General features: G+C 50.4%; 14 protein-coding genes. 10 read left to right on the top strand and 4 right to left on the bottom strand.

Translation table 11 applies throughout. The features are described from left to right. Nucleotides 1-26: 26 nt before the first annotated feature. From Q8A57_RS09100 to Q8A57_RS09090, 3 genes are read left to right on the top strand one after another with little or no spacing between them, the layout of a single operon-like run. Complete coding sequence (locus Q8A57_RS09100; RefSeq protein ID WP_305170791.1) at nt 27-371, top strand: HvfA family oxazolone/thioamide-modified RiPP metallophore; 345 nt, start codon at nt 27-29, stop codon at nt 369-371. 21 nt (nt 372-392) lie between these two features. Then, entirely contained in the window at nt 393-1,250 is an 858-nt protein-coding gene (locus Q8A57_RS09095; RefSeq protein ID WP_305170790.1) for an HvfB family MNIO-type RiPP peptide maturase, read from the top strand. Beyond that, nucleotides 1,243-2,001: an HvfC family RiPP maturation protein gene (locus tag Q8A57_RS09090; RefSeq protein ID WP_305170789.1), complete on the top strand. Its 759-nt coding sequence runs from the start codon at nt 1,243-1,245 to the stop codon at nt 1,999-2,001. The genes Q8A57_RS09095 and Q8A57_RS09090 overlap by 8 nt, the downstream gene beginning before the upstream one ends. Nucleotides 2,002-2,068: 67 nt before the next feature. On the opposite strand, the gene Q8A57_RS09085 is transcribed toward Q8A57_RS09090, so the two are convergent. Then, nucleotides 2,069-3,313, bottom strand: a complete 1,245-nt coding sequence (locus Q8A57_RS09085) for a putative porin (RefSeq protein ID WP_305170788.1) — start codon at nt 3,311-3,313, stop codon at nt 2,069-2,071. 291 nt (nt 3,314-3,604) lie between these two features. On the opposite strand from Q8A57_RS09085, the gene Q8A57_RS09080 reads away from it, so the two are divergent. From Q8A57_RS09080 to Q8A57_RS09070, 3 genes are all read left to right on the top strand, one after another. Further along, nucleotides 3,605-4,312, top strand: coding sequence for an MlaA family lipoprotein (locus Q8A57_RS09080; protein ID WP_305170787.1), 708 nt, complete (start codon nt 3,605-3,607; stop codon nt 4,310-4,312). Nucleotides 4,313-4,405: 93 nt separating this feature from the next. Next, complete coding sequence (locus tag Q8A57_RS09075; RefSeq protein ID WP_305170786.1) at nt 4,406-5,581, top strand: PP2C family protein-serine/threonine phosphatase; 1,176 nt, start codon at nt 4,406-4,408, stop codon at nt 5,579-5,581. Continuing rightward, the gene (locus Q8A57_RS09070; RefSeq protein ID WP_305170785.1) at nt 5,581-6,066 is read left to right on the top strand and encodes an STAS domain-containing protein; all 486 of its coding nucleotides are present in this window, start codon (nt 5,581-5,583) and stop codon (nt 6,064-6,066) included. The genes Q8A57_RS09075 and Q8A57_RS09070 overlap by 1 nt, the downstream gene beginning before the upstream one ends. Nucleotides 6,067-6,085: 19 nt before the next feature. Here Q8A57_RS09070 and Q8A57_RS09065 read toward each other — a convergent pair whose 3' ends face one another. The 3 genes from Q8A57_RS09065 to dusA are packed head-to-tail and all read right to left on the bottom strand — an operon-like array spanning nt 6,086 to nt 8,490. Further along, complete coding sequence (locus tag Q8A57_RS09065; protein WP_305170784.1) at nt 6,086-6,532, bottom strand: tellurite resistance TerB family protein; 447 nt, start codon at nt 6,530-6,532, stop codon at nt 6,086-6,088. Then, nucleotides 6,529-7,479 carry a transaldolase gene (gene tal, locus Q8A57_RS09060; protein ID WP_305170918.1) on the bottom strand — a complete coding sequence of 317 codons (951 nt, stop codon included), beginning with the start codon at nt 7,477-7,479 and terminating at the stop codon, nt 6,529-6,531. The genes Q8A57_RS09065 and tal overlap by 4 nt, the downstream gene beginning before the upstream one ends. A gap of 6 nt (nt 7,480-7,485) precedes the next feature. Continuing rightward, nucleotides 7,486-8,490 carry a tRNA dihydrouridine(20/20a) synthase DusA gene (gene dusA, locus Q8A57_RS09055; RefSeq protein ID WP_305170783.1) on the bottom strand — a complete coding sequence of 335 codons (1,005 nt, stop codon included), beginning with the start codon at nt 8,488-8,490 and terminating at the stop codon, nt 7,486-7,488. A 146-nt stretch (nt 8,491-8,636) separates the two neighbouring features. Here dusA and Q8A57_RS09050 point away from each other — a divergent pair, with 146 nt between their 5' ends. The 4 genes from Q8A57_RS09050 to Q8A57_RS09035 form a co-directional block, all read left to right on the top strand. Then, nucleotides 8,637-10,799, top strand: coding sequence for a type I secretion system permease/ATPase (locus Q8A57_RS09050; protein ID WP_305170782.1), 2,163 nt, complete (start codon nt 8,637-8,639; stop codon nt 10,797-10,799). Continuing rightward, nucleotides 10,799-12,163 carry an HlyD family type I secretion periplasmic adaptor subunit gene (locus tag Q8A57_RS09045; RefSeq protein ID WP_305170781.1) on the top strand — a complete coding sequence of 455 codons (1,365 nt, stop codon included), beginning with the start codon at nt 10,799-10,801 and terminating at the stop codon, nt 12,161-12,163. Before Q8A57_RS09050 ends, Q8A57_RS09045 begins: the two co-directional genes overlap by 1 nt. A 197-nt stretch (nt 12,164-12,360) precedes the next feature. After that, on the top strand, nt 12,361-13,674 hold the full coding sequence (locus Q8A57_RS09040; RefSeq protein WP_305170780.1) for a TolC family outer membrane protein: 1,314 nt from the start codon (nt 12,361-12,363) through the stop codon (nt 13,672-13,674). A 66-nt stretch (nt 13,675-13,740) separates the two neighbouring features. After that, on the top strand, nt 13,741-15,791 hold a 2,051-nt coding region (locus tag Q8A57_RS09035), incomplete at its 3' end, for a retention module-containing protein (protein WP_305170779.1).

Raw genomic sequence — 15,791 nt, 5'->3', positions numbered from 1 at the left:
AAGATAACCTTTAATGGAGATACATCATGTCCAAGAAAACCCTGAAACCCCTGGCCGCAGCTGTTGGCGCTGCTTTCATGGCATCAGTTGCTATCGCCCCTCTGGCATCTGCGGCGGAAAATCCGTTTCAGGCCAACCAGCTGAGCTCTGGCTATAACCTCGCTGACTCCCATGGCGAAGGCAAATGCGGAGAAGGTAAGTGTGGCGAAGGCAAAAAAGCTGAAAAAGATGGCAAGTGTGGTGAAGGCCGCTGTGGTGAAGCCAAAAAAGCCGAAAAAGATGGCAAGTGTGGCGAAGGCAAGTGTGGCGAAGAGAAAAAGTCTGAAAAAGAAGGTAAATGTGGTGAAGGCAAGTGCGGTGGTAAAGGTTAATTTACAGCGTATTTATCTGTCATGACCACAAGTCATTATCCCGTCCATGGGGCGGGTTTGGGTTTAAGGCGGGCTCTGTTGGGCCCGCTTTCTTCCGTGACAACTGATCAGGTCAGTTTCATGGAAGTCGCCCCGGAAAACTGGATTCATGTCGGTGGCCGGCTGGGACGTCAGTTCCGTCATTACACCGAGCGCTTTCCCGTTGTCTGCCATGGCTTGTCACTGTCCATCGGTTCTCCAGCGCCTCTGGACATGGAATTGCTGGGCAATATCAAAGCCTTTCTGGCAGAACACCAGATACGTGCCTATACCGAGCACCTTAGCTATTGCAGTGATGATGGCCATCTTTACGATCTGATGCCAATTCCGTTTACGGAAGAAGCTGTTCATTATGTGGCGGATCGAATTCGTCAGGTTCAGGATTTTCTTGGTCAGCGTATTGCCATGGAAAATGTTTCCTACTATGCAGCGCCCCTGCAGGAGATGCGTGAAATTGATTTTCTGAATGCTGTGCTGGAAGAGGCCGACTGTGATTTGTTGCTCGACGTGAACAATATTTATGTCAACAGTATCAATCATCGCTACGACCCGGAGGAGTTCCTGCGGCAGTTGCCTGGTCATCGTGTTTCCTATGTTCACGTGGCGGGGCACTATAAAGAAGCGGACGATCTGCGGGTGGATACCCACGGTGCTGATGTCATTGATCCAGTCTGGGCATTGCTTGAAAAAAGCTATGAATTGTTTGGCGTGATGCCAACATTGCTGGAGAGGGATTTTAACCTGCCTCCTGTGGAACAGCTGATGCTGGAAGTCGAGCATATCCAGCACCTTCAATCGGTCGCCGTCCCACAGCCTTTGGTGGAGTTGACCAATGTCTGATCTCAGCGCCCCCGACTTTCAGAAAACCCAGTACCGATTTGCCGCCCATTTGCGGGACCCCAATACCAATCCCGCCCCCGCGGACATTGAAGACCGGCGCCTGAAAATCTACCGGGAGCTGGTTTACAACAATATTGAAGACTTTATCAGTAGTGGGTTCCCGATTCTGCGTAGTCTCTATGCTGATAGCGATTGGCACGCCATGATCAGGCAATTTATTGCTAGTCACCAAAGTCATTCCCCGTACTTTCTGGAAATCTCACAGGAATTCCTCATGTATCTGCAGGAGGGGCATCAGCCTGTGGATTGTGATCCCGGCTTTATGCTGGAGCTTGCCCATTACGAGTGGGTAGAGCTGGCTCTGGATGTGGCAGAGGGTGGCATCGAGGCAGGTCGGAAAGAGGGCGTTGATGTGCTGTCAGACCCATTGCAGGTTTCCCCTTTGGCTTGGCGGCTCTCCTATCAATATCCGGTACACCTTATCGGGCCGCAGTATCAGCCGGAAGAACCTGGCGAAGAGCCGGCTTTTTTGGTGGTTTACCGCAATCGGCAAGAGGAGGTTGGGTTTCTGCAAACCAACCGGGTGACCATGCAGTTGCTGCAATTACTTGAGGAGAGCCCTCAATCGGGAGCCTCGGTGTTGCGTGAGCTTGCAGGCCTTTTAGGTCAATCAGACCCTGAATCATTGATGGGCTTTGGTAGAGAAGTGCTTGAGCAGCTACTGTCACTGGATATTGTGCTGGCGGAGTGATGGCGGTTTTCCAAGTATAAAAAAACGGCCCCGAAGGGCCGTTTTTACGATGCATCAACCGTGTTGATTAGAACTTGGTTGCTAGGTCCACCTGTACGCGATCGTAATCCACTTCATCGCTCAGAGTGTAATCACCGTATTCGTTGTTAAAGTAGGTGATCCCCAGTTTGGTGTTTTTGCTGAGGCCGATGGCTGCACTCAGCTTGTGACCTTTAACGTCGGTACCACCGCCACCGAAGTCGGAATCGGTAAAGGCTGCGTAAACCGCGTCAGCTTCCAGGTCTTCATACATGTAGCCGAACTCGACATCGCCACGCTTCTTGGCTTTACCCAGCTTGAAGCCAATGGCATAGCCGGTGTCTTCATCAGCATCGCTTTCAGTGTTCTGAACAAAGTCAGCAAAGAAGGTGGCGGGGACGCCGGCCAGTTTGGTATTCACTTCGGCAAACACTTCAGCCACTTTGTAATCTAATGCGTGCATACCAGCAATTTCAGAGTTGCCGAAGAAATCACCATCTACAAATGAGGCACTGCCTTCAACCGGGATGTAGTAGTAGCCAGCGCCAACGATAAAGGAAGTGTTATCGTTGATATTGCCGTTATAGCCTACCTGGCCACCAAACATTTCTTCAATATCGCCAGTACCACTGCTGCCGTCATCACTGTTCAGGAAGTGGTAGGAAGCAACGGCCCAAATAGTGCCGTTATCGTATTTCAGGTTAACACCTTCAGGACGCAGATCGCCGTCCCATACCAAGCCGCTTTTTGCAGGGGCGTAGTAAAGGTTTTTGGTTTTACCGGCGATCAGGTGAGTATTGGGGGCAAATTTCCAGTCAACCCAACCCTGGTCGAGGTTGATGCCTTTAGAGCTGGCTCCGCCACCCAGAGTCTGGTTGGAAGAAACCGGGTCGTCGCTGCCGCTGGCGAGGGCTACGCCGGCTTTCACGTCATCGGTGATCTGAGCAGTCAGGCCGATACGGGCACGAACACGGTTGCGGTTGCGTTCGTCAGTTTTGGCATCGTTGTCGATGTTTTCGTAGCGGTAACGAACATCACCGGACCACTGGATGCTGTCAGCCCAGGTTTTGGCTGGCTTGGCTTGGGCCACAACCTTGTCGGTTTTGGCTTCCATGTCTTCAATACGTTGGGACAGAGCCAGAACGTATTTTTTTAAATCCTGTACGCTGGCGCTTTCAATTTCAGAGGCTGAAATGGCGCTTACAGCGGCAGGGGTGTCTTTCATGCTTCCGGCATAGGCCATGGAACTGGCCGCGAGAGCACTAACAGCTAAGCAAATTGCAGTACGTTTCATATTGTCAACTCCAATCCTTATAGAGGGCGTTGTGAGTAAGTGTCTGGCCTATCTCTGGCCATTTCAGGCTCAATGGAACGTCCCATTCAAACCATGCGGGCATTCTCGGATAGATGTGTGTCATTTTTATGACAAAATTGTCATTTAAAACCACACAGTTAATGAGGATTATTGAGAATGAAAGGCCATATTTAGGGGCTGTAAGAGCAGTTAGACGGTATACCTGTATTATCTGAACGTGTAGAATCAGCGGATTTTCTGCTACGAGAATAATGTTAAGGGGAAGACACAATGAAAAAATTCATGCTGCTGCTTGCTGGAATTATGTTGTCAGGTCAGGTAATGGCCGCCACGGATGCCAAAGATCCGGAAGATCCCTGGGAAGGTTTTAACCGCAAGGTGTTTGTGTTCAACGATACAGTTGACACCTATGCCTTCAAACCTGTGGCAAAGGGTTATAAAGCGATTACCCCGGACCCGGTTGAACGCGGTATTAGCCGTATGTTCTCCAATGTGGGAGAAGTGGTAAATATTCTTAACGATCTTCTGCAGGGCAAGTTCAAACAGGCTGGCAACGATACAGGTCGTTTGGTGATCAACACCACCATTGGCTTGGTCGGTTTTTTTGATGTAGCCGATAACATGGGCCTGCCAAAAAATGATGGTGAAGACTTCGGTCAGACATTGGGTTTTTATGGTGTTAATTCTGGCCCCTATGTGGTGATTCCATTCTTTGGCCCCAGCACCATGCGCGATGCGCCCTCAAGAATTGTGGATCGCCTCGTCAATCCGATTAACGAAGTGGACCATGTGCCCACCCGTAACACTATTTATGGTGTGGAACTGCTGTCCACCCGCGCGGACCTCCTTGAAGCTGAGAAGTTTATCCGCGGTGACCGTTATACCTTTATTCGTGATGCCTATCTCCAGCGCCGGAAGTTCCTCCTTAATGACCGTTTGGTAGAGGATGACTTCGGGGGCGACTACGAGGAGTTCTAGGCTGCTTGCTGATCCGTTGGCCTATCAGGCGGATTGAACTTTTATCAGCGACGAAGAGCTGTATTCTCGCACGACGTCGGCCCTGGTTAAGCTATGGAAATAAACGGCAAACTGTATATTGTTGCCGACAATCAAGATGACTGCCATGAGCTGCAAGACCTGTTGGTCGGCACGCCATGGCAGGTATCCTGCTTCGATGACACCACGGCTGCCGTAAATGCTATTCAGGTCGATCACCCTGCTGTGGTCGTGATTAACCTCCCATTTTCTGATCTGCAGGATCAATTGCTTGCCCTGGCATCGTTGGATCTGGATGTCGCCTACATAATGGTCCTGCCCGAAATTGATCCGAGACAAGTAGTCGAACTATTCCATCAAAATGTCTCCGATGTCGTCATCAGGCCCTTTACCGGTGATCGTTTTCGTGAGGCTGTTAAACGTGCCTCCGGATGTAAGAGCCTATTGGTACAGAACCGGCAATATCGCGAGCAGCTGGAGAAAGCAAATCGGGAGCTGGAAGAAAGTCTACGAATTCTGGAAATTGACCAGATGGCGGGTCGCCAAGTTCAGCATAGTTTGCTTCCCGTCACACCACTACGACACGGTGACTATGAGATTGCCCACCGTATTGTGCCATCCCTGTTTTTGAGCGGTGATTTTGTTGGCTACAACGTGGTGTTTGATCGCTACATGGTATTGTATGTGGCCGATGTATCGGGTCATGGCGCTTCTTCCGCATTTCTGACGGTATTGCTCAAATTCATACTAAATCGTATCCTTCGTCGCCACATTTCGCTCAACGACCATGAGGCTATGGCTAAGGCCCCTCTTGGTTTTATCGAACATATCAACCGGCAGATTATGGCGCTGGGCTTGGATAAGCACCTGACACTGTTTTCAGCGTCGATTGATATGGAACAGAATATTTTGCGTTACTCCGTGGCCGCACATATGCCAACGCCAGTGTTCTTTAGTGAGGGCGATGTACGAACATTACCGGGTAAGGGTAAGCCGGTGGGTATTTTTGACAATGCCACCTGGGACGTGCAGGAAATTATGCTTCCCGAGAAGTTTGCTATGGTTATTGTGTCAGATGGCGTACTTGAGTTTCTTCCGGGTAAATCCTATCGGGAAAAAGAGCAGTACTTGGCAGACACTGTGGCCCACTCTGACACCTCCATGGAAAGTATTTGTGAAGGTTTAGGTATTAATGAGGTAGGTGATGTCCCGGATGATGTCACCGTACTGACAATTCGCAGAGGTTTTTAGTGCAACCTGGAAAAATTCTGGTTTCACACCACGAAGATGCGTATCTGATCAAACTGGTCGGTGATGTCCGTGTCACCCTGTGCACCTCGCTGAATAATTATATTGAGGCGATTTTTAAGGATGGCCATGTCAGTGAAGTCGTGACCGATATGATGGACACTGATGCGGTGGATAGCACCACCCTGGGATTGCTGGCAAAAATGGCCCTGTATTGCGAAGAACATTACGGCATCAAGCCCACGGTGTTTTGCAACGACGAAAGTATTTACCAGATTTTGACGGTCATGGGGTTGGATGAAATTTTCAATATTATCCAGGGCCCTCACGAGGATGATGACGGGTACGAGGAGCTGAGCAGTATCGAGTCCGGCGTCGAAGAGATTCGGGAGCAGGTCCTTGAAGCGCACAGGCTTTTGTCCCTTTTAAATGATCGCAACCAGAAAGAATTTGTCGACCTTATCCATTCCCTTGAGCAGGATTGCTGACACGGGATATGCGCTTTGCTTAACGGCCCATAGCGCGCTGTTTAGCCTGAATAAAATCCATGTGAGACACATATAGCAGTTCTGCAATACGCCGGATAAGTGCTTCCTCATGTTTATCCAGCACCTGGTCCGCAAAGGCGACCCGCCAAAGATTTTCAATCAAATGGGTTTTGGCTTCGGCATCAAAGTGATCATTGATTAATCGTGTGAATTGAAACAGTGAGGTGGCTGAGTCGACCTCCTTGCGGGCCAATTCTACCAGTTGCTCGATTTCTACTGATGCAAGCTGAAACCGTTTCGCCAGCATACACTTGATTTCTGTCAGCTCTGCTGTATTTAGGTCCCGGTCGATGACCATGACTTCGACCATCAGCGCAGCCGCTGCCAGTCTCATCTTCTCCTGATCTGTTTCCTCATTTACGGGATTAAGTTTGGAGGAAAAGAACTTCTGGATTTGGTCGATCAACGGCTCATCTCCCAGAGCATTTTTTCCAGTTTTACCTGATCGGCCACAAAATTGCGGATACCTTCAGCCAGTTTTTCCGTGGCCATGGCATTGTCATTCATCCTGAAGCGGAATGCTGATTCCCCCTCCAGTTGATAGTCGATGGTGTCTCCGGTTTGCTGCGGGTCCAGTTGTCGAGGTAACTCACCATGGTCGGCGCTAAGTTCGGCAAGCAACTGCGGGCTAATGGTGAGGCGGTCACAACCCGAAAGGGCCTCGATTTCTCCGGGGTTGCGAAAACTCGCGCCCATAACAATGGTGTTGTAATTACGCTGCTTGTAAAAATTGTAAATGGTTTTGACGGAGAGAACGCCAGGATCTTCATGGCCGGCATAGTCCTGCTTGCCGCCATTGGCCTTGTGCCAATCCAGTATGCGACCGACAAAAGGTGATATCAGGAAGGCTCCGGCATCTGCTGCTGCTGCTGCCTGATCAAAGCCGAACAATAGCGTCAGGTTGCATTGCACACCACTTTTTTCCAGCTCTTCCGCAGCACGAATTCCCTCCCAGGTGGAAGCAATTTTTAGCAGAATACGGTCACTATCGATGCCCGCAGATTGGTATTTTTCCACCAGTGACAGTCCGCGGCTGATTGTGGCCTGGGTATCAAAAGACAGGCGTGCATCAATTTCCGTGGAAACCCGTCCGGGTACGACATCGAGAATTTCCCGGCCAATGGCGACAGACAACTCATCCATGCAGTCTGGCAGCCAGTCACTGCCTTTTGATTTTGACTTGGAAATACTGGCTGCAATCAGGTGTTGATAGTGGGGCAGGGATGCGGCTTTCAGCAGCAGTGAGGGGTTTGTGGTCGCATCAATTGGCTGATATTGGCGAATGGCTTCAATATCACCGGTATCGGCGACGACGACGGTCATTTCACGTAATTGATCCAGTTTACTGGGCATATTCATTCATACTCTGACTTCATTAAGTGCCTTTAGAGCCTGCAGTAACACATCGGTTCCCGCCCGGGGCTGGTGGGCATGCTCACTGATATAACGACGAAAACGTCTTGCGCCGGGAACGCCCTGGTAAAGCCCAAGAATATGGCGGGTCATTTGCCCCAGCCGGATCCCTCGGGACAGTTCCTGCTCCACGAACTTGGAGAACTGTTCGAGAACGACTGCTCTGCTCGGTGGTGACGTCTCATTATTAAATAGACGTGTATCTACCTGCGAGAGGATATAAGGATTGTGGTAGGCCTCTCGCCCCATCATCACGCCGTCAACATGGTGCAGGTGTTGCAGTGATTGATCAATGCTTGTTACACCACCATTCAGAATAATTTCACTGTCAGGAAAATCCTGCTTCAGTCGATACACGGCTTCGTAGTCCAGAGGAGGGACTTCCCGGTTTTGCTTCGGACTAAGCCCTTTTAGCCAGGCCTTGCGGGCATGAACGATAAAGGTTTTACAACCGGCATCCGCTAGTTTGCCGACAAAATCACAGAGAAAGTCGTAGCTATCCATATCGTCAACACCAATGCGGTGTTTGATAGTTATTGGGATCCCTGTCGCACCCTGCATGGCATTGAAGCAGTTGACCACATGGTCGGCATTTTTCATCAATACCGCACCAAACATTCCGGATTGCACCCGATCACTGGGGCAACCGCAATTAAGGTTGATTTCGTCGTAATGGTAAGTGGCGGCAATACGGGTCGCTGCTTCAAGTTCAGTGGGGTTACTACCACCGAGTTGTAGTGCTATTGGATGTTCGATATCGGCGAATTCCAGGTGACGTAGCTGATCACCATGGATCAGCGCACTGCTGGTAACCATCTCAGTGTAAAGCAGTGTCTGTTTACTCAATAAACGATGAAAATATCGGCAGAACCGATCTGTGTATTCCATCATCGGAGCAACGGAAAAACGGCGGTTAACCGGGGGAATATTGGCGTGTTGATGCTCTGGCATAGCCGATTTTGAGGGTTCGATCCTGAAAAAAAGACATTATATCGACAAACTTGAGTATATGGGGTCGTGATATTGGGAGTGTCACCATGTGCGTGATAGGATTGCTGCGCCCGTTTTGGTGTTAAATTCGCTGATGGATTGACTGTATGAATATGTCCGAGGTAGCCAACGAAGGCCTGTCGTCGAGTTCTGAGCTCGAATCCTATGAGTTGATGGACTGTTTGTTATTGGCAGCCACTCTGGAAGGTCGACCGACATCAGCTCCTGCCGTGTCCTCAGGATTGCCATTGGAAAATGGCCGTTTAACTCCCAAAATCTTCAATCGCGCAGCCAACAGGGCAGGATTGGCTTCATTGATGCTGCAAAGATCACTGGAGGACATCCCCCTGGAGGTTCTGCCAGCCATATTGCTGACCACCGATGGCAAGGCGCTGGTGCTGAGTGGTCTTGATACCGCTCTAAATCTGGCTTTTCTGACTAACCCCGTCACCCAGGAACAGACACAGGCTGACCTGAAGGAGCTGCAAACCATCTACAGTGGCAAGGTGTTTTACCTTCGCCCCATGCAACAATTTGATTCGCGCACACCAAAAATTCATCAGGAAAAAGGAGCCCACTGGTTCTGGGATGTATTGCGAAGCTCATCAAAAATCTATCGTGATGTATTACTGGCCTCTTTTTTGATTAACCTGTTTGTTTTGGCACAACCCCTGTTTGTGATGAATGTCTATGACCGTGTGGTGCCAAACAATGCGGTTGAAACCCTGTGGGCGCTGGCCATAGGCGTGTTGATTGTTTATGTCTTTGACCTGGCATTAAAACTGTTGCGAGCCTACCTGGTAGAGCTGGCTGCAAAAAGAACCGATGTAGTGTTGTCGGCACAGCTGTTTGAAAAAGTGCTGAATTTACAGATGTCCGTGCGTCCGAGCTCGGCTGGCGCCTTTGCCTCGAGAATTCATGATTTTGACATGTTGCGCAATTTTGTGACCTCCTCAACCATCCTGACCCTGATTGATCTGCCCTTTGTCATTATTTTTATGATTTTTATTTTCTACCTGGGTGGTTGGCTGGTAGCGGTGCCGATAGTCATCTTCCCGCTGGCCATTTATCTGGGGTTGCGTGCCCAGAAAAAACTGCGGCCCACCATTGAAAATGTGATGCGCGGCAGCGCCAAGAAAAATGCCACTCTAATTGAAAGCCTGGTGGGAATCGAAACCATCAAGACTCTTGGCGCAGAAGGCCAGGTGCAGAGAAGCTGGGAGCAGTCGGTGGGTTACGTCTCCCAGTGGGGATTGCAGTCGCGCCTGATTTCAAACACCGCTTTACAAAGTGTTCAGTTTCTCCAGCAGGTGGCTATGGTGGCCATCGTGGTGGTGGGTGTTTACCTGATTGCAGACCAAAACCTGACGCTGGGCGGCCTGATCGCCTCTGTCATTCTCAACGGTCGGGCTCTCGCGCCCTTGAGCCAGATTGCCAGTTTGTTGGTTAGTTATGACCATGCTGAAGGCACATTGAAATCGCTCAATGAAGTAATGGCGTTGCCGGTAGAGCGTGAGGCTGACAAACGTTATCTGCATCGTCCCGTACTGGAGGGCAATATTCGGCTTAAGCAGGTGACATTTAGTTATCCAGACCAGCCACGACCAGCTATTGAAAATGTGGACTTCACCATCAAAGCGGGAGAGAAAGTGGGGGTTATTGGCCGGATCGGTTCTGGTAAATCCACGCTGGCGAAGTTGATGATCCGCCTCTATGACGTGAATGAAGGTGCAGTTCTGGTTGATGGTTTTGACGTCAAACAGCTGGACCCGGCAGATCTGCGTACCAATGTGGGTTATGTGGCGCAGGATGCCAAACTGTATTTTGGTACTGTTCGAGAAAACATCACTTTTGGTGTCCAGGGCGTTAGTGATGCCGAGGTGGTTGAAGCTGCTAGAAAGGCCGGAATCCTGGAGTTGATCAATAGCCATCCCCTGGGATTTGAGATGCCGGTGGGTGAGCGGGGTGAGAATCTGTCGAGTGGACAGCGCAGCGCCATTTCCATGGCCAGGACATTCTTACGGCAACCCAAGGTGTTGCTGATGGATGAGCCGACTTCGGCCATGGACCAGGGCACTGAGGAAAGCCTGTGTAGGCAGATCAAGAGTGAGTTTGCTGACAGCACACTTTTCCTGATTACCCACAAAATGAGCATGCTGGCACTGGTCGATCGACTGATGGTAGTGGATCGCGGCACTATTGTCGCCGACGGTCCCAAGGATCAGGTTTTGGCAGCCCTTAAAGAAGGCAAAATCCGAGGCAAAAGCTAATGTTTTCTACGTTGCGCAACAAATTTCGAAAGCATTTTCAGCAGACGCCCGCTGTTGACCTCAAATATATGTCCTATTCCTCCGAGGCGGTTCTTAAGCAGTCTCCACTTGTTTCCCAATTGCTGTTGTGGGTGATTGCTGCTTTTATCGTGGTGATGCTGGTCTGGGCCAGTCTCGCAAAAATTGATGAGTTCACTCGGGGCGAGGGGAAGATAGTTCCGTCTAGTGATATCCAGGTAGTTCAAAATCTTGAAGGTGGCATTCTTGCTTCGCTGCTCGTAGCTGAAGGGGATGTGGTCGATCGGGGGCAACCGCTGATACAGATTGATGACACCATCTTTGCCTCTACCTATAAGGAGCGGTCTCTGCAGGCTGAACAGCTGACTATTAAGGCGGCGCGGCTGCGAGCAGAGGCGAATGGCACCAGTTTTGATGAGGAATTGGCCAAACTTGGCGGAAACTACGATCCGGTTCTGGTAGCCAGTGAGCGTGCACTTTATGAGTCGCGACTTCAGGAACATCAGTCACAACAGGAAATTCTTAACCAAAAAGCTTCACAGAAGAAGCAGGAGCTTTCTTCCATCAAGGTAAATCGCCAGAGCTTGTCGGATAGCTATGATCTGATGCGCCGGGAGCTGAATTTTACCCGTCCGCTGGTGGCCGAGGGGGCCGTGTCTCAGGTTGAACTGTTGCGACTTGAAAGGCAGGTGACCGACCTTAAGGGTGAACTGGACCGGGCAGCGATTGCCATTCCACAATTGGAAACGGCCTACAGCGAAGCCCAAAATAATGTCATCAGTCATGCCCAGACATTTGCTAGCGAATCTCGGGGTGAGCTGAATGATGTGATGTCGGAATTGGGTCGAATCAAGCAGAGTAATGAAGCCTTGGAAGATCGGGTTAAACGTACGGTGGTGCGTTCCCCCATGAAAGGAACGGTTAAACAGCTCAAGGTAAAAACAATCGGAGGGGTGATTCAGCCAGGTATGGATTTGGTGGAAATTGTGCCGTTTGATGATTCATTGTTGGTGGATGCACGGGTATTACCCCGTGACATTGCCTTCATTCACCCAACGCAATCGGCTACCGTCAAGTTCACCGCCTATGATTTTTCCATTCACGGTGGGTTGGCAGCCAAGGTGGTTCACATCAGCCCGGACACTATTGTGGATGAAGAGGGTGTGAGTTATTACCAGGTTAGATTGCAGACAGAAAGCAGCAGCTTGGGCAAGCCTGAGGACCCTCTGCCAATTATCCCTGGAATGACGGTTCAGGTGGATATTCTTACTGGTAAAAAGACCATTCTCGATTACCTGTTGAAGCCTATTTTGAAAACAAAAGAGTTGGCATTTCGAGAGAGGTAATGTACCTAACAGGTGATTCTACTATAGTTAAAGATGTAGGCTGCGTCACACTTTTTAAGCCAAAAGCTATAAACGGTAATAAGTCGCCTCTGAGCGGTAACTGTATCCCGCAGGTTCTGTGATACAAATCAACCTATCGGAACAGTTAATGTTTCGGGGCGTGTGTCAAACAACGTCGTGCGAAAGGAAAACAAATTATGTTTAAGCGCCAGTTATCAATAATGCTGCTAGCAGGAATGGCAGCCACTGCACTGCATGTTCAGGCTGAGTCCCTGGACCTGCGTGAGGCGATAGCCCAAACCATACAGACCAACCCGGAAGTTCTCACCGAGTTGCGTGAAGTCGACTCCAGAGATCGCCAGGTGCGTGAAGCACTGGGCGGCTATTACCCCACAGTAGACCTGCTGGCTGGTTTCGGTTTCCAGGAACGCGATCCCACGTCTCGTGAATTTGCTGACCCGAATCGTACCCGCAACGAACTCGAGCGTCGGGAAGCACAACTCAATGTCAGCCAGCTGGTATTTGACGGTTTTCAAACCCCCAATGAACATAAAAACCAGATGGCGCGCCACAAGAGCTCTGAATTCCGTGCGCAATCTGTGGCTGAGGATGTCGCACTTCAGGTAGTCAGAACTTACCTGGAAGTGATCAAGCAGCAGGATATCCTGGCGTTGGCCAAGCAGACGCTGGCAACCCATGAAGACATCTATGACAAAATGAAAAAGCGTTTTGATTCGGGTGTGGGCAGCCGTGCTGATTTCGATCAGATTTCTGGTCGTTTGGCTTTAGCCAAAACCAACGTGATCAGTCAGACAGCCAACCTGCTGGATGCCAAAACCAACTTCCAGCGCGTGGTAGGTACTTACCCCAGTGAGGGCGCTTTGACTCATCCTGGCACTTATCGCAAGTATCTGCCCATGTCAGTGGACGATGCAGTTGCCAAAGCGCTGGATAATCACCCGCTGCTGAAAACTGCCTCAGCTGACATTGAATCGGTGACTTACCAGTACGAACAGACCAAGAGCCCTTTCTTTCCTCATTTTCATGTGGAGCTGGAGCGTGATCTGAATGACAACATTGATGGTGTTGAAGAGCAGGTCGATGATCTGAAGGTCATGCTGAGAATGCGATACAACCTCTACCGTGGTGGTTCAGACAAGGCTCGTAAGCAGCAGTTTGCGTATCTGGTCGAAAAGGCCAAGGAAGTGCGTAACAACACTCACCGTCAGGTGGAACAGGAAACCCGCTTGGCTTGGGTAGCCTTCGAAGCAATTCGTGATCAGATTCCAGCACTGGAAGACTACGTCAAGGATTCTTCCGCGACCAAGGAAGCCTATATCAAGCAGTTTGATCTGGGTCGCAGGACCTTGCTGGATCTGCTGAATACAGAAAATGAAATGATTTCTGCCAAACAGTCACTGGTGGCTGCCCAGCAGGATCTTCTTTACAACGAGTATCGGTTGTTCCAGACCATGGGTGAACTGCTGTTTACCGTGGGTGTGGAACTGTAATCGAGATAACGTCAATAAGGCGTGACGCCTGAATTTTGACCGGGATAAGCCGGGAGGGTTATGCAAATGAACGAGCAAATTAAGCAAGGAAACACAATCGAGTCCAATGATGGGCAGCAAATCATGGGGTTTGTTGCTTCCACTGACGGCGCGACTGTTGTCGTTGTATCTGCTGACGGTACGCTCCGAGAGCTCAATCCCGGTGATGCTATCCGCGAGGGTGATGTATTACAGGTGACTGATGGCAGTCACGTGACGATCACCTTTGCAGATGGTACAACCCGCCAGTTGGATAGTGGCGGCACCTTTGTTGTTGCCCAGGACAGCTTTCAGCAGCTGGCGCTGGTCGATGGTGTCGAAGAGCAAAACCCCGAGTTTGAAGCCTTGTTGGCGGCGCTTAATGAGGGCCAGGATATCACCGAAGGTCAGGAAGCAACTGCTGCTGGTGAGGCGGGGGCTGCTGGCGGCTCAGGTGATGAAATTGGCCAGGGCCTCTATTTCAACCTGATTGGTGGTGAAGTGACGCCTACAGCAGGTATTGATCCAGACTATGTTCCGCCGCCTCTTCTGGATCCAACGGCTGATACCGACGTGCAGGAGGGCGTGCCGACTGTAAGTGTTTCAGTTGAAGTCGAAATTGAAATTCAGGATCCGCCGGATGGTGGCGAGCCGCCAACCATTCCAACGGATGACTACCCTATTCTTGTGAGCGGCAATGCCGCGAGTGTGCTTGAAGGTACCAGTGAAGGTGGTAAAGAAGTTGTGTTTATCCTGCAACTGGACAAGCCTTTCAATCAGGACGTGACGGTTACCTATGAGTTAAAGCCCGGTACAGCGGATAATCCGGCTGACTGGTATGACGGTCCATTGGTAAATACTGTCATCATTCCCGCTGGAGAAACCAGCTTCCCAGTCACAGTCACTATCGTTGAAGATCATCTGGACGAAGGTAATGAAACCTTCGACATTATGATTCTGTCCGCGACTAATGCCACTGTGAGTCCGTCTTCCAACACGGCCACTGTCACTATCTACGATGATGACACAACGCCAGTTGCCAATGACGATGAGAATTCAGTGCAGGAGGATGTGCAAACCACCACTTCTGGCAACGTAATCACTGCGGCTTCTCCTGGTGATGTTGCAGATACAGATGCTGATGGAGATGTTCTGGTCATTGATGCAGTTAATGGTGATGCCGCTAATATCGGCAATCCAATTACTGGGAACTATGGCACGTTGACCCTCAAAGCCGACGGTAGCTACACCTATGAACTGAATAATGATAACCCGTTGGTGCAGGGCTTGAGCGAGGGCGAATCTCTCAGCGAATCCTTTGAGTACACCGTATGGGATACCTATAACGATAAGCAAACCGCCGATCTGACCATAACGATTATCGGTACTGATGATCAGCCAATATTGGCTGAAGTCGATGATGGTAGTGTGTCTGAGGTGCGCTTGAGTGGCGACCTTACTAGCTCCGGTCTGACTGGCGCTTTGGTTGCGTCTGATGTGGATGTTGAGACCCTGACCTACGGTGTTCAGGGTGGTAGCGCCGATAACAGTCTGGCCGGTTACGACACTTCAGTTGATGGTACCTACGGTACGCTGTACGTAAACTCTGGCACCGGTGCTTACCAGTATGTTCTGACCACTGATATTGAGGGTTGGGACGACGGTGAAAGTGACACCGAGAACTTCACCTTCACCGTCAGCGATGGCGACGATGCGGATGTGACCCAGCCTTATGCCGTACTGATCAGCGGTGCGGACGACCAGCCGACCCTGCAGGATGTGACCGATGGCAGCATCAGCGAAGTTCGTCTGAGCGGCACCCTGAGCAGTTCCGGTCTGAGCGGCACGCTGGTGGGTGACGATGTGGATGTTGAGACCCTGACCTACGGTGTTCAGGGTGGTAGCGCCGATAACAGTCTGGCCGGTTACGACACTTCAGTTGATGGTACCTACGGTACGCTGTACGTAAACTCTGGCACCGGTGCTTACCAGTATGTTCTGACCACTGATATTGAGGGTTGGGACGACGGTGAAAGTGACACCGAGAACTTCACCTTCACCGTCAGCGATGGCGACGATGCGGATGTGACCCAGCCTTA

The organism is Porticoccus litoralis (genome assembly GCF_030676955.1).
In the GTDB taxonomy this organism is placed as follows: domain Bacteria; phylum Pseudomonadota; class Gammaproteobacteria; order Pseudomonadales; family Porticoccaceae; genus Porticoccus; species Porticoccus litoralis.
This window is presented reverse-complemented; position numbering and strand designations above follow the sequence as displayed.